Source organism: Pseudoalteromonas sp. TAB23 (assembly GCF_000498075.1).
Taxonomy (GTDB): domain Bacteria; phylum Pseudomonadota; class Gammaproteobacteria; order Enterobacterales; family Alteromonadaceae; genus Pseudoalteromonas; species Pseudoalteromonas arctica.
The window spans coordinates 14,634-32,888 of sequence record NZ_AUTP01000179.1; the positions used below are offsets into that span (position 1 = coordinate 14,634).

General features: G+C 37.9%; 22 protein-coding genes. 12 read left to right on the top strand and 10 right to left on the bottom strand.

Translation table 11 applies throughout. From position 1 onward, the window contains the following. Positions 1-96: 96 nt before the first annotated feature. The 8 genes from L654_RS0108560 to L654_RS0108595 all read left to right on the top strand — a co-directional run bounded on the left by L654_RS0108560 (position 97) and on the right by L654_RS0108595 (position 7,655). The gene (locus L654_RS0108560; RefSeq protein WP_010553974.1) at positions 97-495 is read left to right on the top strand and encodes a DUF393 domain-containing protein; all 399 of its coding nucleotides are present in this window, start codon (positions 97-99) and stop codon (positions 493-495) included. After that, the gene (locus L654_RS0108565; RefSeq protein WP_024607793.1) at positions 492-1,214 is read left to right on the top strand and encodes an SDR family NAD(P)-dependent oxidoreductase; all 723 of its coding nucleotides are present in this window, start codon (positions 492-494) and stop codon (positions 1,212-1,214) included. The genes L654_RS0108560 and L654_RS0108565 overlap by 4 nt, the downstream gene beginning before the upstream one ends. 9 nt (positions 1,215-1,223) lie before the next feature. Next, complete coding sequence (locus tag L654_RS0108570) at positions 1,224-1,832, top strand: flavin reductase (RefSeq protein WP_010553976.1); 609 nt, start codon at positions 1,224-1,226, stop codon at positions 1,830-1,832. A gap of 101 nt (positions 1,833-1,933) precedes the next feature. Then, positions 1,934-3,154, top strand: a complete 1,221-nt coding sequence (locus tag L654_RS0108575) for a Xaa-Pro peptidase family protein (protein WP_024607794.1) — start codon at positions 1,934-1,936, stop codon at positions 3,152-3,154. A gap of 120 nt (positions 3,155-3,274) precedes the next feature. Beyond that, positions 3,275-3,934 (top strand): DsbA family oxidoreductase, encoded by a 660-nt coding sequence (locus L654_RS0108580; RefSeq protein ID WP_024605702.1) that lies wholly within the window; start codon positions 3,275-3,277, stop codon positions 3,932-3,934. Positions 3,935-4,652: 718 nt separating this feature from the next. Next, a complete protein-coding gene (locus tag L654_RS0108585) occupies positions 4,653-5,660 on the top strand; it encodes an SMEK domain-containing protein (protein ID WP_024607795.1) in 1,008 nt (335 codons plus the stop codon). Beyond that, entirely contained in the window at positions 5,657-5,890 is a 234-nt protein-coding gene (locus L654_RS0108590; RefSeq protein ID WP_024607796.1) for an ABC-three component system middle component 6, read from the top strand. The genes L654_RS0108585 and L654_RS0108590 overlap by 4 nt, the downstream gene beginning before the upstream one ends. After that, on the top strand, positions 5,865-7,655 hold the full coding sequence (locus tag L654_RS0108595; protein WP_024607797.1) for a DUF2326 domain-containing protein: 1,791 nt from the start codon (positions 5,865-5,867) through the stop codon (positions 7,653-7,655). Before L654_RS0108590 ends, L654_RS0108595 begins: the two co-directional genes overlap by 26 nt. Before the next feature lie 158 nt (positions 7,656-7,813). On the opposite strand, the gene L654_RS0108600 is transcribed toward L654_RS0108595, so the two are convergent. The 8 genes from L654_RS0108600 to L654_RS0108640 form a co-directional block, all read right to left on the bottom strand. Beyond that, the gene (locus L654_RS0108600; RefSeq protein ID WP_024607798.1) at positions 7,814-8,092 is read right to left on the bottom strand and encodes a peptidylprolyl isomerase; all 279 of its coding nucleotides are present in this window, start codon (positions 8,090-8,092) and stop codon (positions 7,814-7,816) included. Positions 8,093-8,200: 108 nt separating this feature from the next. After that, complete coding sequence (locus tag L654_RS0108605; protein WP_024607799.1) at positions 8,201-8,623, bottom strand: hypothetical protein; 423 nt, start codon at positions 8,621-8,623, stop codon at positions 8,201-8,203. 320 nt (positions 8,624-8,943) lie between these two features. Beyond that, positions 8,944-9,267 carry a DUF3592 domain-containing protein gene (locus tag L654_RS0108615; RefSeq protein ID WP_024607800.1) on the bottom strand — a complete coding sequence of 108 codons (324 nt, stop codon included), beginning with the start codon at positions 9,265-9,267 and terminating at the stop codon, positions 8,944-8,946. Positions 9,268-9,357: 90 nt separating this feature from the next. Then, a complete protein-coding gene (locus L654_RS0108620) occupies positions 9,358-9,780 on the bottom strand; it encodes a DCC1-like thiol-disulfide oxidoreductase family protein (RefSeq protein WP_024607801.1) in 423 nt (140 codons plus the stop codon). A 27-nt stretch (positions 9,781-9,807) separates the two neighbouring features. Next, on the bottom strand, positions 9,808-10,335 hold the full coding sequence (locus L654_RS0108625) for a response regulator (protein WP_024607802.1): 528 nt from the start codon (positions 10,333-10,335) through the stop codon (positions 9,808-9,810). Then, on the bottom strand, positions 10,332-11,573 hold the full coding sequence (locus tag L654_RS0108630) for an ATP-binding protein (protein WP_029753548.1): 1,242 nt from the start codon (positions 11,571-11,573) through the stop codon (positions 10,332-10,334). Before L654_RS0108630 ends, L654_RS0108625 begins: the two co-directional genes overlap by 4 nt. A 61-nt stretch (positions 11,574-11,634) precedes the next feature. Beyond that, positions 11,635-12,039, bottom strand: coding sequence for a DUF4440 domain-containing protein (locus L654_RS0108635; RefSeq protein WP_024607804.1), 405 nt, complete (start codon positions 12,037-12,039; stop codon positions 11,635-11,637). Between the two features lie 8 nt (positions 12,040-12,047). After that, positions 12,048-13,358 carry an amidohydrolase family protein gene (locus L654_RS0108640; protein WP_024607805.1) on the bottom strand — a complete coding sequence of 437 codons (1,311 nt, stop codon included), beginning with the start codon at positions 13,356-13,358 and terminating at the stop codon, positions 12,048-12,050. 153 nt (positions 13,359-13,511) lie between these two features. Here L654_RS0108640 and L654_RS0108645 point away from each other — a divergent pair, with 153 nt between their 5' ends. Both L654_RS0108645 and L654_RS0108650 read left to right on the top strand, forming a co-directional pair. After that, positions 13,512-14,591, top strand: a complete 1,080-nt coding sequence (locus L654_RS0108645; RefSeq protein ID WP_024607806.1) for a ketoacyl-ACP synthase III — start codon at positions 13,512-13,514, stop codon at positions 14,589-14,591. 70 nt (positions 14,592-14,661) lie between these two features. After that, positions 14,662-15,048, top strand: coding sequence for a VOC family protein (locus tag L654_RS0108650; RefSeq protein ID WP_024607807.1), 387 nt, complete (start codon positions 14,662-14,664; stop codon positions 15,046-15,048). A 38-nt stretch (positions 15,049-15,086) separates the two neighbouring features. On the opposite strand, the gene L654_RS0108655 is transcribed toward L654_RS0108650, so the two are convergent. Beyond that, the gene (locus tag L654_RS0108655; RefSeq protein WP_024607808.1) at positions 15,087-16,451 is read right to left on the bottom strand and encodes a leucyl aminopeptidase family protein; all 1,365 of its coding nucleotides are present in this window, start codon (positions 16,449-16,451) and stop codon (positions 15,087-15,089) included. Positions 16,452-16,538: 87 nt separating this feature from the next. Beyond that, entirely contained in the window at positions 16,539-16,961 is a 423-nt protein-coding gene (locus L654_RS0108660; protein WP_024607809.1) for a hypothetical protein, read from the bottom strand. Between the two features lie 112 nt (positions 16,962-17,073). Here L654_RS0108660 and L654_RS1000000127265 point away from each other — a divergent pair, with 112 nt between their 5' ends. Next, positions 17,074-17,244: an oxidoreductase-like domain-containing protein gene (locus L654_RS1000000127265; protein ID WP_010553991.1), complete on the top strand. Its 171-nt coding sequence runs from the start codon at positions 17,074-17,076 to the stop codon at positions 17,242-17,244. Positions 17,245-17,554: 310 nt separating this feature from the next. Further along, positions 17,555-18,255: TonB-dependent receptor plug domain-containing protein (locus L654_RS0108665; RefSeq protein WP_029753549.1), on the top strand; the 701-nt coding region annotated here is incomplete at its 3' end.

Below are 18,255 nucleotides of genomic sequence, written 5' to 3' on the forward strand. Positions count from 1 at the left end.
GACACTATTAATATCATCATGAAGAGATATTTAATAGATCCATTTGCAATGTCTTGTCGTAAAAAAGTATATATAAAATAATCACAAAGCATTCACATGATCATTTTTTACGATGGTAACTGCCCTCTTTGTAGCACCGAAATGCAGCAACTAAAACACGCTGATAACAAAAACTTAATTACGCTTGAAGATCTTAACGCGAGCGACTTCAGTGAGCGCTACCCGTATATTGATAAAGACAAAGCAATGAACTACCTTCAAGCTCAAAAGCAATCAGGTGAAATGATTTATGGGCTTGATGTAACTTACGAAGCATGGAAAATAGTGGGTAAACACAGCTGGTTGAAAATTTTTCGCTTACCAATAATTCGCTTTTTCGCTGACTGCGGATACCTATTATTTGCTAAGTATCGGCACCCCATCAGTCGCTTTTTAATGCCAAATACTCAGTGCAGTAATGGCCAATGTGGACTAAAAGCAAAAGGTGATAAATGAAAACTATTGTTTTATTCGGCGCAAGCAGTGCCATAGCAAATGCATATATAGAACATCTACAAATAAACACACCTACTCATCAGATCGTTTGTATTAGTTCAAAAAGTATTGAATCTGGCTCAAGTGTTGTCCACCTGCATACTGACTACACAAAACAAAGTTTAGCGCGCGTTACTAATTACCTAAAAGAGCAAAATGCCGATATACAACAAGTTATTATATTCAATGGTACACTGCACAACGAAACCCATATGCCTGAAAAAAAGATGGAGGATTTAGACGCTGAGTATTTTAGCCAACTTCTAAATTCAAACACCCTAACTCCCCTACTTTGCTTGCAGAGTATTTTGCCGCTGTTAACCCACAAAACGCAGTGTACTATTACTGCATTAAGTGCGCGCGTAGGCAGCATAAACGACAATAAATTAGGTGGTTGGTATACGTATCGCGCATCCAAAGCGGCGCTTAACATGCTATTTAAAACCGCTGCTATAGAGCTTGCTCGTCGTGCTAAAAATACCAAACTCATTCTGTTTCACCCTGGCACTACAGATACAGTACTTTCAAAGCCCTTTCAAAAGAATGTACCTGAAGGCAAATTATTTACGCCTGAATTTGTAGCCAAGCAACTATTTGAATTAACAAACAATAACCCTGATTTAAAACTAAACGGTGAGCCTGCTTACTTAGATTGGCAAGGCTCTACAATACCGTGGTAAGGACTTCTAATGCATTTTACTAAAGCGCGTATAGACGCACTTGAAAAACATACCCGTACACATTTAATTAATTCTCTTTCGGGTTTTAAAAGCGCTAATTTAATTGGCACGCAAGACTTACTCGGCAATACCAACTTGTCGATTGTAAGTTCGGTTATTCACCTTGGGGCTAACCCACCTTTAGTCGCAATGATTATGCGCCCTCACAGTGTGCCGCGTCATACGTTTGAAAATATTTTACAAACGGGCACTTACACCATTAATCAAGTAAATAAGTCAATTTACAAACAAGCTCATCAAACTTCAGCTCGTTACGATAAAGACGAGTCTGAGTTTGATGCTACAGGCTTAACACCTGAATACTTAAACGACTTTGCAGCGCCTTTTGTAAAAGAAAGCCGCTTAAAGTACTCGGTAAAATTTATAGAAAACCAACATTTAGCCATCAATGGGACTGAGCTCGTTATTGGCGAAATTATGGATGTTTTTGTTGATAAAGCCGCGCTGCAAAGCGATGGTTTCCTAGATTTACAAGCAATAGAAACAGTGGCAGTAACCGGGCTTGATAGCTACCACACAAGTAATAAACTCACGCGTTTACCTTACGCTAAAAAATAATATGACCTTTTAAGAGGTTATTATTTTATAGCCTCTTATCGCATAACATTGAATTTTACCTTGGTATTAATCACACTAGCTAAAAATCCAAGGAGAAAAACATGACCACTACAGGCATAGGTACACAATCAAGCGAGCAAGCGCTGGCAAGCCTAAGTAATATGACGCAAACGCTAACCCCTATTGCAGCTGACGAACATTTAGAGCGCATAGCCAAAGCGCAAGCTTATATGCTTGCAAACAACATAGATGCAATTTATTTAAACGCTGGCACCAACCTAACCTACTTTACAGGTATGAAATGGTACGCGAGCGAGCGCATGGTTGGCGCAATACTACCGGCCCTTGGTGAAGTACAATACATTGCGCCTTATTTCGAAATTGGTTCACTAAACGGGTTTAAAGTAATAGATGGACCTATTCATGGGTGGCAAGAGCACGAAAATCCTTATGCACTTTTTGTTGAAGTACTAAAAAAGTTAAATGTTAATGAAAACGCAACCATTGGCATTGATGAAAGCGCACAATTTTTTATATTCGACGGCATTAATAAAGCGCAAACGGGTTTAACACTCATAAACGCACAACCTGTAACGGCGCATTGCCGTATGCATAAATCAATTCACGAGCTTAGCTTAATGCAGCGCGCGATGGATATGACCTTAGCCGTGCATCAAGCCACAGCAAGCATGCTTTATGAGGGAATAACCACCACCGAAGTAGAAGCCTTTATTAAGCAAGCACATCAAAAAGTAGGCGCGCCAGGTAACTATTTTTGTATTGTATTGTTTGGTGTTGCAACGTCTTTTCCGCACGGGGTTAAAGACGCCCAAGTACTTAAAAAAGGCGATATGGTATTAATTGATACCGGCTGTAAAGTACACGATTACCTATCTGATATTACCCGTACCTATGTATTTGGCGAACCAACAATGCGCCAACGCATGTTTTGGGATCATGAAAAAGCAGCGCAAATGGCGGCATTTAATGCAGCTAAAATCGGTGCTACGTGCGAAGAAGTAGACGCTGGCGCACGTACTTATTTAGCGGCGCAAGGGTTAGGTCCGCAGTACCAAACACCGGGTTGCCCGCATCGAACTGGCCACGGCATTGGGCTAGACATTCATGAATGGCCATACTTAGTTGGCGGTGATAAAACCCCACTTGCCCCAGGCATGTGCTTTAGTAACGAGCCAATGTTAGTTATACCTGATGAATTTGGCGTACGTTTAGAAGATCATTTTTACATGACCAACAACGGCCCTCATTGGTTTACACAACCAAGTTATAGTATTGACGACCCATTTGGGCTTAACGCTTAAAACTGAATTCCTTCAAGAGCAGCTGTTTAGTTGCTCTTTTTAGTTTGGTATTGATAAAGCTAAATTAATCCCAATATCCTTTTTTATACTTAGTTATAAGCAATCCTCAAAAGGATAAATATGAAAAACTTTAAAATTGATATCGTTTCAGACGTAATGTGCCCTTGGTGTGTAGTGGGTTATAAAAACCTAGAAACTGCACTAGAGCAACTCAAAGACGAAATGAGCGCAGATATTACGTGGCATCCTTTTGAACTAAATCCAGATATGCCAATTGAAGGTCAGGATTTAAACGAACATTTAATGCAAAAGTACAACCTAAGTGAAGAGCAAGGCGACGAAAATCGTAAAAACATGTTCGAAGCCGGTCAACGTGCTGGATTCACCTTTAATTTTGATGGCAAACGCATCATGATCAACAGCTTTGACTTGCATCGTTTATTAATGTGGGCACGTGAAGAAGGTAAGCAAACAGAGTTAAAACTCGCCTTTTTCGAAGCGCACTTCACAGATTTAAAATACTTAAATCAAGAAGAAGCACTGCTCGACGTAGTTGAAAAAGTGGGTCTTGATAAAGAAACTGCGCGCAGTATTCTACATTCAGACAAATACGTACAAGACGTACGCCAAGAGCAAGACAACTTTAAACAGATGGGTATTACTTCAGTACCTACATTTATCATAAACGATAAATATGCACTTACTGGCGGACAACCAAGCGACTCATTCATTCAAGCACTAAAACAAATTAGTGAAGAAGAAGCCAAGCAAGACGCTTAACGAGTAAAATAGCTGTTTCACACTTAAAAAAGGCTGCACATTGCAGCTTTTTTATTACGTATAAGTAAGCGAACAAGAATTATCTTACTATAAACTTATTTAATATTTTATCGTCAACATACAGCGCTGAATGCGTGTGATTATTTGTAAAAGCATAAGTAATCCGCCTTCAATCCCGCCTCTACAATTCTCGTAAATGATCTTCACCGTATAAAAATCAGGATGTGTATCTGTAGTGGTCAACTAATTTCGGCTGATGGGCAGAGCGCTCAGGCAACGCGATTTTCGTGTGCGTAAGAATTTAAGTTAAACACGTAGGTTGGGTAGAGCGTAGCGAAACCCAACGAATATTCAATATTAAACAACTAGCCTGACAGAGAGGGGAGAAGGTAACCACCACCCTTCAAATATATTTAAAAACGGTGGTCGGATAAGCAAAGCGCCATCCGACACCGTAACTTATTTGAGCTTCAACGAACATAAATAGCTAATTTATATAGCAAAATCAAGCAGAACAGACACTTTAATTGAACTAGTAAAGCTACCCCAATTAAGATAGGTGTCACGTTAATTTTTTTGACCATATAAATATACACTTACAATTTTTAGTACAAATGATATTATTTATATATATGAATAATACCGATGTTATTGCCTATACTCTCCTATAGAAATGTTCAAATGGTTCTTTACAATAACACTCAAAAGTAGGTAATTAATGACTTTAGATGACCGCACTGAAATTATAAAAAAAATCTCACGAACGCTATCTATTATGATGTGTGATATGAAGCTTCATCAATCGATGAATATCTTTTCTATACATATTAATGCTGAAGACTTTTTCTGTAATGTATTTAACTTTTTGTATCAAGGTAAAAACTTTAAGAATGCTAATAGTGCTGGAGATAATGAAGCCTATATCGATTTAAAAGATGATACTTCTAAGCATGTAATCCAAGTAACAGTTACGACGTCGAAAGATAAAATTGATAACAGCCTAAAAATACTAACGAAACAGAGTTATTTTCAATATGAGTTTGAAATTTACTACTTATTAGAAAAACCTAAAAACCTCCGTTCTAATACTATTCAGCAATACAAAGACGAGTATGGGATTGAAGATATTCGAGATAATTTAAAGGATTTTACGGATTTACTTAATGATATAAAGAACTTAACAGATCCTAGATTAAAACAGATTTATGATGGTTTTTTCAAAAGCATTGAAGAGAAATACACTGATGAAATTTCATTACAAGTCGTATTTGAAGCTTTGATTAAAGATTATAAAAATAAAAAAATCGATTATTCTGAAGATTTCGAAAATGTAGAGTTAACTGATAAAATTAAGCTAAATAATCTGAATGAAAAAGTTAGTGCCGAGCTTCATAGAGGAAGTTCTGCTGCAATTCCAATTTATGAATTACCAAATACGGATGCATTAACTGATTTAAAGGAATTAATTGTCTTCGACTTTTATCCGCCAATATTAAAATCAGCTTTAAGTTTGGCTGGTGTACATAATAGAAGTCTAGCTAATAAATCAGTTAGTGAGTTACATATTCTAGTGAATGACTTCGATGTTTGCTTTAATAAAGTTCTTGGTGAGCTTTGTCATCGAATTGAAAGTGAAACTTTCAAGGCGGATTACCAAGCAACTTCAATGGCATGGGTTATCATAGCGTTCTTTTTTGAAGAGTGTGATATAGGGGTTAAGGAATGATTCTACCAACTAAAATTGTGAAACCTATAGATTCACTTTACTGTATTTCTGCTTATGTAATAGAACAGTTACAGACTGAAGGTAACATGCCTTTTGATGATTTGTTCGATAAATTAAATAGCGTATACCCTAAAAAAATTACTATTGAAAAAATGCAACAATGCTTAGACTTTCTTTTTATTATTGGAAAACTGGAATTAGATAATGAAACTATTAAAGCTATATTCTGATAATCCTAATTTTAAAACAATTGTATTTGAGAAAGGGCTCAATATAATTGCAGGGCTTCAATCAAGTTCTTTATCAACTGATTCATATAACGGAATAGGTAAAAGCAGTTCCTTAAATTTGATTCACTTAATGTTTGGTGGATCATTTAATGAAAAAATATCTAATGAAAAAAAGCTTAAAGCATTTTTATCTACATATGGTAATTTTTATTTAAAGTTTTCTGTAGGTACTGTGATTTATGAAATTCGCAAAAACTTTTCTCAAACTGATTATTTCTTAAATGAAGAAAGGATCAATAAAACAAATTATCCAAAAAAATTAAGCGAAATCTTCTCACTTAAAAATAACATAGACTTTAATTTTAAACCTTTGTTTAATATGTTTGCTAGACGCTACCTACCCGAAAAAAATTATTATTCTGGTGCTCTTACTCAGCAAGGTCAAGGGTCGAACGATTACTATCAAGCACTTTATAATCTGACTCTTTTAGGTATTGATACTACGCTAGTTAAAAAGAATAAGATTATTGCCGACGAGCTGTCTAAATTACGAAAAACCGAACAACTGCTGAACAAGCAGAAACTTAACATTAATGAAGAAGATTCTTTAGATCTCCAGGATGAACTTTCTACGCTTCTAGATGCTAAAGAAAACTTTATCATTGCTAAAAATTACGATGATTTAAAGAGAAGCGCTGATGAATTAACTTTGTCTATGGCTAGTTTACGAAATGAATTACATTCAAATGAACGTGATATCAATAAAAAAAATAGAATACTTCAAACAAGTGCTGATGATGTACTTGACATATCTAAAGTCAAAAATATTTATAATGAAGCTGAATATCACTTTCAGGAGCTGGTAACTATACGGTTAGATCAAGCTGAAAATTTTCATTTGAACATACAAAAAGCACGTAAACATCGCCTTGAGCAAGAGGTGCTTAAGCTAATAGAAAAAAACAACATCATTAACAAAAAACTAACCATCATAGAAACAAAAAGAGATAAATTGCTGAAAGATTTGGACTCGTCAGGAGCTTTGGAAGAGTATAATTCTATTGTTGAAAGAATAAGAACTATTGACAAAGATTTATCTGAACTTACTAGCTATCAAACTGTTTTGTCACAGTTTGAAAAAGACAAAGCCAAATTAGAACTAGATAAAGCAGTGATTAAAGATGAATCAATTACCTTTTTAGCTGAGAACAAAGATCACCTCGACTATATTGAATCAATGTTTCGTGGTCTTGTTAAGCGCTTTTATCGTGGTCAAGGTGGCTCACTTAAAGTTACAAATTCTAAAAGTGCTCAATATCTATATGATATTGAACCACATATCCCAAAAGATGGTTCTCAAGGAATCAACGAAGTCAAAATTTTCTGTTATGATATGCTGCTTATTGCTTTGAATCCAAACTTGATAGGATTTGTTGCTCACGATAGTTGTATTTTCTCTGGAGTGGACCCTAGACAAGTTGCTACAATGTTCAAAGTAGTGCTTGAAATGGTTAAAGATTATGATCTCCAATATTTTGTCAACATTAATAAGAACACTTATGATGCCTTATTAAATGAAGATACCTCTAAAGAAATTCATGAGGCGTCAGCAGGAGTGGATACAAGTAACTTTGAACACAATATTATTTCAATGTTTCAATCTATACTGGATGAAACTGACAAGGCAGAAATTAAAAAATCTACTATCTTGGAGTTATTTGATGCAAAACCTGAAAATACACTTTATGGAAAAACATTTGGTTAAGCGTACCTAAATATTAAACCTAACTAACCAGTTAGGTTTCAATTCGAAATTAAGATGACACCCACCCTAATTCTTAGTTCGTCAAAGTGTAAATTTAGGATAGGTGATTGGCTGGACGCTTGCTAAGACGCATCAATTGCTAAACAGTTTAAATAAACTTAAGTACGATAAAGTACTTTAATTACATGCCAGCCAAATTTAGTTTTAACTAGATGAGGCTCTAAAATTGCGCCTTTAAATGCAATTTTGTCAAACTGTGGAACCATTTGTCCGCGTCTAAATTCACCTAAGTCACCGCCTTTTTTACCCGATGGGCACGACGAATATTTTTTAGCTAAGGTTTGAAATTTTGCACCTTTACCTAATTGCTTAATAATGTCTTCTGCTATTTCTTTGTGCTTAACCAATATGTGGAGTGCGTGCGCTGTACTTGCCATTTCAAAGCCCTGATAATTTAAAACGCGGCGATTTTAGCACAGCCACCTAAACCTAGCATCTACTTATAGCTGACCAATCAAATAATTGGCGTCACCCAATAGCACGCTTTAATTCACAAAACCTGATATTTGGTCTAAACAGCTATATTCAGGGTCCGAGAGTGGGCTTAACCTAGTTACTTTTCTAATTCGTGGTGCTTTACTTTTTTCATGGCTGGAAATTACGCCCTCCACTAAAAGCATTCTATTGCTACAACGCTTAACAAACCCCTCAGTTACATCACCGTAAAATGGGAATACTAAGTATTGCTTTGACATTTTTTCTAGAGCTGCACGATCTTCATAAAAACTAAGGTGCCCATAATGTCCAACTAAGCACACTTTAGTTCCAACCAAATCATTTTGATTCTTAAACAGTTGACCCCATGATACTTTTTTACATTCTATATTTTCCTGTAAGGGAAATGCTTTTACAGAAAAGAGCACAACTATTAAAATTAACAATCTAGACATAGATATAAATTTTTTCATATTTGGATTCTATTAACTTTCCGGGAGGATTGCTCTATAACGCATCCGCACACTTTAAACTATGAGGCCAAAACATCTTATAACCTATTAATTTGTATAAATTAAAACCTCAAGATTAGCAGTAATCAACCAAAGGCAAGAAGAAAAACCTAACCCAATTAGTTTTCTGCTTCTGCTAAGAGCCTTTTTAAAATCAGTTTTTTAATAACGTTCTTAAATTCACAGCTGAGAAAAATACCATAGCTATACACACAAACAACAAAAGATAAATACCGTAGCCTACACCAACCATTAGGTAGGATTTACTAGGCTCCTGAGGGTTATAAAAAAACATTAACTTTATCCCTCGTTTGATATTTGTTAAGTTGTAAATCTCGCTCCGCTCTATCAAGCATAGAGTTGACGTTTGATACTCGATTTCCAAAAAATAGCTTTTCATCAACCATATAAGAGTATTCAACCTCTATAATATAGCGCTCTTGGTTATGTTGTATACGTAGTCCATTACTAGAAATAACAGTACCCTCAACCATAGGCCAACTTTTCGTAGTCAGACCTTCTGAAACAACGGGTACTAAATAAGCACTCCAAGCGAGTGAAGTTAAAAGCATTACAACAAAAAAAACTCTACTTTTATTAAACATATCAACACCTGATTTTTTGGGACTGCGCAATATATTTGTTTATGGAGACAATAATTCAATACGATAGTAAATTTCTTTACCTGCGATCAATTATAAGTAATGTTTTGCGTCCTCTGGGTTTGGTACTCTGCAATACTGATATTTTCCAAATAAGGTATAGCGGTTTAAAGCAACCCTATCGTATAACCAATTATTAAACCTATTTGGCAAAATACTAAATACAGTTGCTAGTTTGTATGGGTAACCTAGCTGCTTAACAACGTTAAAAAAAGCATGGCTTTGCGTATACGCTTTACCGTTTTCTAGGTAAACCATTGAGGCATATTCAATTGTTGAAAAACCAAAGTGTGTTAACAACAGTTCCCCTTTTGGAGATTGCACGCTGCATAATCTAAAAATAGTATTTTTATCGTGAGCAATAATAAAGTTACACCACGCGCTGCAAAGCTTACATTGCGCATCAAATAATATAATTTTTTGATTTTGCATTATTGTCACTGCATCATCGCTCATAACACTTTCCTTAAATTAAGTACTAAATTACTGCTGCACCGGCTTTTTTTGTAACTTGCGCTGCAAAGTACGTCTGTGCATATTAAGTTGCCTTGCGGTAACCGACACATTGCCATTATTACTGTGTAATACTTGTTGAATATGCTCCCACTCTAAGCGCTCCGGCGACATAACCGCATCACCAATAACATTCGATGCCGATGCCACAGGCTCGGTGTTAAGCGCTTTTAATAAAGTTGCCATATCAACCGGTTTAGTAAGGTAATCGTTTGCGCCTAAACGCATTGCCTCTACTGCGGTTGCTATACTTGCAAACCCGGTTAGTAAAACAATATGAGCTTGGGGGAGCAAACTACGCAGCGGCTTTATGAGTGCAAGTCCGTTATCGTCACCTAGTTTCATGTCTAATAAAACAAAGTCAGGTAATAGATTACGCGCAGTAAGTAACGCATCACTTTGATTATGCGCCACCTCACAGGTAAAGCCTTGTTTAGTTAAGCGCCTTACCAGTGTGCTGGCTAAATTTATGTCGTCTTCAATTATAAGTAACTTCATGAGGCGTTATTCTCAGTGTTTACAATAGCGAGTTTAACTTTGGCGACAGCGCCGCCATCTGCATGGTTAAACAAGGTAAGTGAGCCATTTAAACGCTCAAAAGTAACGTTTGATAAAAGCACAGCAAGCCCCATTCCTTGATCGCTTGGCATAAGTTGACCACCCAGCTCTGCTAATTGCGATGATGAAAAGCCAGGGCCAAAATCGCGAATTAACAAGTAAACGCATTCACTATGTAAGTTATCTTGCTGCCAACTCAGCTCTAATTGAGTTTGACCTTGTTTTTGATTAGCGAGCGCGGCGTTTTGCAATAAATTTAAAATAGCAGGCAATAACATCGCATCACTTATCAATGTTGCTGCAATAGGTGGCGTAATCCATTTAATGTGCTGATCAGGGTATTGCAGTAAAAGCGTATCTGTAATTTGCGTTTGCAGTTGCTTTACGGTGATATGCTCTTGCGAATTTTTAAGACGTAATTGCTCTGAGAGTTTTCTAAAGTCGTTAAGTTGCGTACTACACTGAGTAAGCGGCGCTTGCATGTGCTTAACAATGGGGTTGTTTGGTTGGTCTTCTAATAACTCTTCAAACAATAGCTGTAAATTTGCAATTGGGGTCGCTAGTTGATGGGTTATTTGTGCAGCGGCCCCATCAAGGGTAACAAGCTGTTCATTACGTAATTGTTTTTCACGCACGTTTGCAATAATTCGCTCTCGCTCTTTAAGTGCCCTGCTCATTGCGCCAATCACTAATGCGATTACGCTAGCACTTAAAACAAAATTAACCCACATGCCAATAAAGTGACCACTCATATTCATTTGATGCATACTGTGATCGGGCATCTTTATCAGTAAAAAACTGTATGCGGCAATGGCTAATACCGCAATATAAGCTAATCCTTTTTCTCGCAGCGTAACAGCAGCGATCATTATTGGGAGCAATAACAGTGATACAAATGCATTGGTTGCACCACCGCTTAGCGAGAGTAAAACCGTTAAAAATAATACATCAGCGGTTAACTGCATCAACATACCCAAAGGTTTAGCGCGGCTTACATTACGATAGGCAAACAGGCTAATAAGCTGAAACACAGCCTCAACGGCAATAACAATCAGTAAAGGCAGTAATGCAATTTGATGTTCTAGTAAAAAATAAACGCTAAACACCGCGATTAATTGCACCGCAATAGCGCCGCTTCGCAGCATTAATAGTCGACTAATGGTGGGGTCGGTACGCATTAACAAGAGGTAATTGCCCAATCAAATGTTTAATAAGGTTATTTTAACGGTTATGTGATTTTTAATCATCATCCATCGAAATTGAAAACGGTGCACAAGGCGTTCCTTGGTGAAACACCATTTTCCATTGCCTACTAGTTTGGCGCCAAAGCGACATACGCAATGAATAATTAAATTCACTGCGAGCAGAGCGCCTATAAGCTGCTTGATAACTAAGTTGCACTACATCATCGCTCAGCATTCGGCCCTTAAAATGCTGATTATAAAACTGTGGCACAACCTCGGTAGGTAAGCGGGTAAGTACTTGGTATTTATTAAATGTAGTGCCATTGGCAGCAATTTCGATAAATTCATCATCGAGTAAAGCATCTAATGCGCGCTCAGATTGGCGAACTTCTGGGTCTAGTAACTGGCGCTCAGCGTCAATCAAATGATTAAACAACGACACTTTTATTTTGCTGCTCATAACCTTCCCTATTGTTTATAAACTTGCCCGGCTTTCATAACAAATTGCACGTTTTTAAGTACGTCGATATTTTTAAGCGGTGAGCCATTCACACTGATAATATCTGCTTGTTTACCAACACTCAAGTCGCCAATGAGTGCGCTTTGCCCCAGCAGTTTCGCTGCATGTATGGTTGCTGATTTAATAGCTTGGGCTTCGCTCATACCATTGTTTACCATTAAACTAAATTCGTTAGCATTGAGCCCATGACGCGACACCCCAGAGTCTGTTCCAAAAGCTATATTAACCTTGTTTTTCAGTGCAAGTTTAAACGAAGCCTGCATTTTTGGAGTCACTTCACGCACTTTGTCGGCTATTGCCGGTGGCATATTTGGATTTGTAAGCACCTCTTTACTTACCGTTGCACCCGCTAAAAGCGTCGGTACTAAATAAGCTCCCGTTTTTTTAAATAACTTTATTGCCTCTTTATCTAAATAAGAGCCATGCTCAATAGAATCTACACCGGCTTTTAAGGCCGCTTTTATACCTTGTGTACCGTGTGCATGCGCTGTAACTTTACGCCCCAAGTGATGAGCAGTATCAACAATTGCAATCAGCTCTGCATCTGTAAGTTGTTGGTTAACACCAGCAGCGGTATTACTTAGTACTCCACCCGTGGCAGTAATTTTAATTACATCAGCGCCACTTTTAATTACCTCGCGTACCGCACGGCTACAATCATCCGCGCCATTACATATACCAATCCCGCCTGTAACCGCATCTGTAATATCTTTTCGATAACCGTGCATATCTACGTGCCCACCGGTAGGCGATATTGTATTACCCGCTGCAAAAATGCGAGGGCCGTTAATATCATTTCGCTCAATAGCACGTTTTAGCGGAAATATAACTTTGTGATCGCTACCTAAATCTCGCACTGATGTAAAACCCGCATCGAGCGTACGTTGTAAATATTTAATTGAGCGCAAAGCATAATCGGCATCATATTCTGTTGCCCAGCGGTGAGGGTTTGCTTTAGCATCTCGCTCAAACGTAACGTGAACATGCATATCAATAAGACCAGGCATTACAAATTGATTTTTAAGATTTATAATATCGGCATCAGGTAGGTTAAGTTCTGCTTTTGTGAGGTAGCCGTTTTTAATGGCTGNTGTTATTGTATTATCTGTTATGACTAACGTTTGCTCTGTTTTTACTTTTTGATCTTCGGATGCAAGTAAACTGCCCGCATAAATAATTTTATGCTGTTGAGCAAAAGCCCCATTTGCAATTAATGCCAGCGCTATTGAAGTGAATGTTGTTATTAGTGTTGTTTTCATACTTGCTCCTTTTTTATACTAGCATTACCTTAAATAACCCGTAATTGCGAATATTTACGATACAAAGCATGCTATAAACTAGTCTTGAAAGCCGTTTTTTGGTATAACTCCCCCATTAGTAATACATGTCAGACCACCTTAAGAGAACATACTATGCCTTACGCACATATCACTGGTTGGGGTAAATGCATTCCACCAGCAAGCATTAGCAACGATGAAATTAGTGAAATAGTTGATACCACCGACGAGTGGATAACCACGCGTACAGGCATTAAATCTCGCCGAGTGAGCCATGTAAGTACCGCCGAGCTGGCAACCGTTGCTGCTAAGCATGCTATTGCGTGCGCGGGCGTTGATCCTAAAGATATTGATTTAGTGATATTAGCAACCTGTACACCTTCTACTGTTGTGGCAAATACCGCCTCACAAGTGCAAAAAAACATTGGTGCAACAGGCGCTGCCNNNATGGATACAAACGCGGCATGTTCGGGCTTTTTATATGCATTGCAAGCTGCTACAGCACAAATTCAAGCGGGTATGATCAAAAAAGCAGTGGTCATTGCCGCTGAGCGTATGACCTGGTACGTAAACTGGGCACGTCGCGATAGCGCTGTTTTATTTGGCGATGGCGCAGGTGCAGTAGTACTTGAAGCGGCAGATACGCCAGCTGGTTTACTAGCAACCAAAACTGGTTGTGACAGTGAAGACCGCGATATTTTACACATCACTAACTTTGGTAGTGATTTAAATAAATATGAGCCAATTGGACCATCTGATTTATTATTTGAAGGTCGTGAAATTTTCAAACGTGCTGTTAAAGGCATGAGCGAAGCGTGCGACGATGTACTTAAACAAGCCGATTTGAGCCTTGATGACATTAATGTACTCGTTCCACACCAAGCTAACTTACGTATTATTCAAGCTATTCAGCATCGTTTAAAAGTACCTGACGAAAAAGTAATGGTTAACATTGGTGAGTATGGTAATACCTCTGCTGCTACGATTGCTATTGCGTTATGTGAAGCCGTTGAGCAAGGGTTAATTAAACCGCATTCAAACATTATGTCTGCTGCATTTGGTGCCGGCCTTACCTGGGCTGCAAGTTACATAAAATGGGGCGAACGCGTAACGCCTATTAGTGTAAGCGATGCCGCTTTACCGCCATGTGATAAAACCGGTTTAGAACTTGTAGCACCGGCCGTTAAAGCATGTAAAGAAGCGCAGCCAAGCTAACACAACATGTAGTAAGCAACATATAAAACGCACTTAATTAAGTGCGTTTTTGCTTTTTAAGGAATTAAATTTGAAACTTTTAGGTATTCACCACGCTGCAATTATTTGCAGTGACTATGCACGTTCTAAACACTTTTATAGCAATGTACTTAAACTTAACGTTATTAATGAGCACTTTAGAGCTGATCGTAATTCATATAAATTAGATTTAGCCATGCCCGATGGTAGCCAAATAGAGCTATTTTCGTTTGATGGAGCGCCCGCAAGACCAAGCTATCCCGAAGCACAAGGCTTAAGACATTTAGCTTTTAAGGTAGCGGATGTACAGATTGCAAAAACGTATTTAGAGTCGTGCGATGTAAACGTTGAGGATATTAGAGTGGATGAAATAACCGGCAAAAAGTTTACCTTTTTTGCCGATCCAGATAACTTGCCACTTGAGCTTTATGAGGTTTAAAACTCATAAGCTCAAGTTCTTACTATTGAATCAAAAACTTATTTATTAAAACGATTTTGTAGGTAGTTAAACACCGCACGAATACCTAGTGCCTCGCCACCTGTTGGGCGACCTGGTAATGCACGTAAGTTCCACGCCATTACATCAAAGTGTACCCACGGTGTTGTTGGTTCAACAAATTCTTTTAAGTAAAGCGCTGCGGTAATAGCACCACCAAACGGTGTGCTTGCACAGTTTGCCATATCGGCTACATCACTTTTTAGTAAGTTTTTGTATTGTTCAAACAACGGAAGCTGCCAAACAGGATCATGGACACTTAAACCTGCATCAATAATACCGTTTGCTACATCGCGCTCTGTTGAGAAAAAGCCCGGAAGCTCCGTGCCTAAAGCAACACGACATGCACCCGTAAGGGTAGCAAAATCAATAATTAGCTCAGGATTATCGTTTTGTGCTTCGCTTAATGCATCACACAATACTAAGCGCCCTTCTGCGTCTGTATTATCAATTTCGACCATAATGCCTTTGCGTGTTTTAACAACATCGCCAGGGCGAAATGCATTGCGCGATACTGCATTTTCAACAGCGGGTACAAGCACTCGTAATCTAATTGGTAAGTTAGCTGCCATAATAAGTTGTGCTAGTGCAATAACATGTGCTGCGCCGCCCATGTCTTTTTTCATGTTACGCATGCCAGAGCTTGGTTTTAAATCAAGTCCACCTGAGTCAAAACATACGCCCTTACCTACTAGTGTAATTAATGGAGCATCTGTTGCACCCCATTTTAAATCGAGTAAACGCGGTTTATTTTCGCTTGCACGACCCACCATGTGAATAGTCGGGTAGTTTTGCTCTAGTAACTCATCACCAATCCACTGTGAAAATTCGCCATTGTAAGTTGCAGCTAAATCTTCCATTACTTGCGATAAATGTTGCGGCATCATGTCTACCGCTGGAGTATTAACTAAATCACGTGCAAGTGTAATGGCATCAGCTTGTTGGCTAATACGCTCAAACAACGCTTTATCGCTAATGGCTAATTGCGCTTTTGCTGTTGGTTTTTCTTTATATTCACTAAATTCGTAACCACCAAGCACAAATCCTAAAGCAACTTGCTCTACAAAAGCGCTCTCGCCTTGAATTTGATAAGTACCAGTAGGAAGTGTATTTGCTAAATTACCCGCAGCCCAAAAATCATCGCTACTTTGCATTAAACAAAATACCTGGCTTAACTCGCCCGTTTTAGCATCAGGGATTAAAGCAACACCTTGCTTTTCGAAACCTATATTAGTTAACCAATTTTGTATAAATGCAGGCTGCTGTGCTTGCCAGTCAGATAATTCGTTTTTAAGAATAAAAGATAAAGGAATACCAGAAGATGTATGACGTAGTAATGCACTCATTAAAAAGCTCATATAATATAAAAATGGTACTTAAGAGCATATCAATAAGCGCACCTAAAAGGTATCGCTAATTTGAAGGGATTTTAGCTACTTTTTTAAGCTATTTTTGGATTTTTGCTTTTGATTTTCTTGATCAATTTTCTCATCAAGCTCTTTAATAGATTTGTTCATATTAAACGAACTTGGCAGCACATCAACTCCCACTAAACTCCCTAATTTAACAACTAAAGGAATTGTAAGCGGGGCAAAAGGTAATACTGCAAACACACCGAGCCCTAATCCTTTTAAAATATCAACAAACTGTTCATTAGCGCGTTTTAACTCCTCTTTACTTGTTTGACCTTGAGTGTAGCGCCTATAAATAGAGAGCATTTCTTTGGTTTCTTGTTTTTCTTGCGCAAGTGCAATTTTAAGCGCCACCATAGCACGGCGAAAACGCAGCTGTTGGCGTTTTTTACTAATTTTAACTACCCGCCAAGGTGCACGGTGAATAACTTTATATAATCGCATAACTTTTATTTTCACACAGCAGCACGGGTTCACAAAGAATAATTTACTTACAACATCCTTTAACTTATCCTTTGCACCAAATTAGTATTAAATACATACAACAACACTGAATATGACAAACCAACTACCGCAAAAACCTGAAAAACCAAAATCTGATGAATGTTGTGGTGGTGGCAGTTGCTGCCCCTGCGTGTGGGATGAATATAAAGAAAAATTAGCAACTTGGCGATGCGCACAAAACATTGAGAACCCCACCAAAAAGAAACAAATAAATAACATTTAAATACTGATAACGCATTAATTTTCCTCTCAATAGCCCTATTTGCACTTATTTAGTTCATTTTAGCTTTACTTTGCACCACTGTTGCATTTTTTCTTAAATTGAATCTTTTTGTTATCAAATGGTTAATTAGTAATTGCCCTTCCCGTTTTTTACCTATAGTCTGTAAATAGGACTTCACAAAAAGTAAGCTTAATTGATTAGGCTTTTGAGCTAAACCCTCAAACTTATGTGAAACAAAAAATTAAGTTAAAAATAAATGATGTGAAATTAGCATCAAAAATAAGAATTATTCTAACTGGGGAAAATTAGAATGAAATTAAAAAATAATGCGCTAAACCAAGCAATCAAATTTGCTTTAGCTACAACCACTGCAGGGTTGTTTTTTTCGGGTTCTGCTATTGCAGCAGACGAGCAACAGCAAACTAAAGTAAATAAAAACGTAGAGAAAATTGCCGTAGTAGGTACGCGCTCAGCTCCACGTTCAATTGGTGACTCACCAGTTCCAATCGATATTATTGGCGGCGAAGAATTAGAAAGATCAGGCAATACCGACATGCTTGAGCTTTTAAAAGGTGCCGTGCCATCTTTTAACGTACATCAAAATCCTATTAGTGATGCGGCCTCTCTTGTTCGCCCAGCTAACTTACGTGGTTTACCATCAGACAGCACATTGGTTCTTTTAAACGGCAAACGTCGTCATCGTGCTTCTGTAATTGCATTTTTAGGCGGTGGTATTAACGATGGCGCGCAAGGCGCAGATATTTCAGTTATTCCAAGCATTGCTATTAAACAAGTAGAAGTACTTCGTGATGGCGCAGCTGCACAATATGGTTCTGATGCAATAGCCGGTGTAATGAACTTCCAACTAAAAGACGCTTCTGAAGGTGGTAAATTAGAAATCCGCCATGGTCAATTTTATGAAGGTGACGGCGATACAACACAAGTGTCGGGTAACGTGGGTTTACCGTTTACCGACAATGGCTTTGCTAATTTAAGCTTTCAATATAAAAC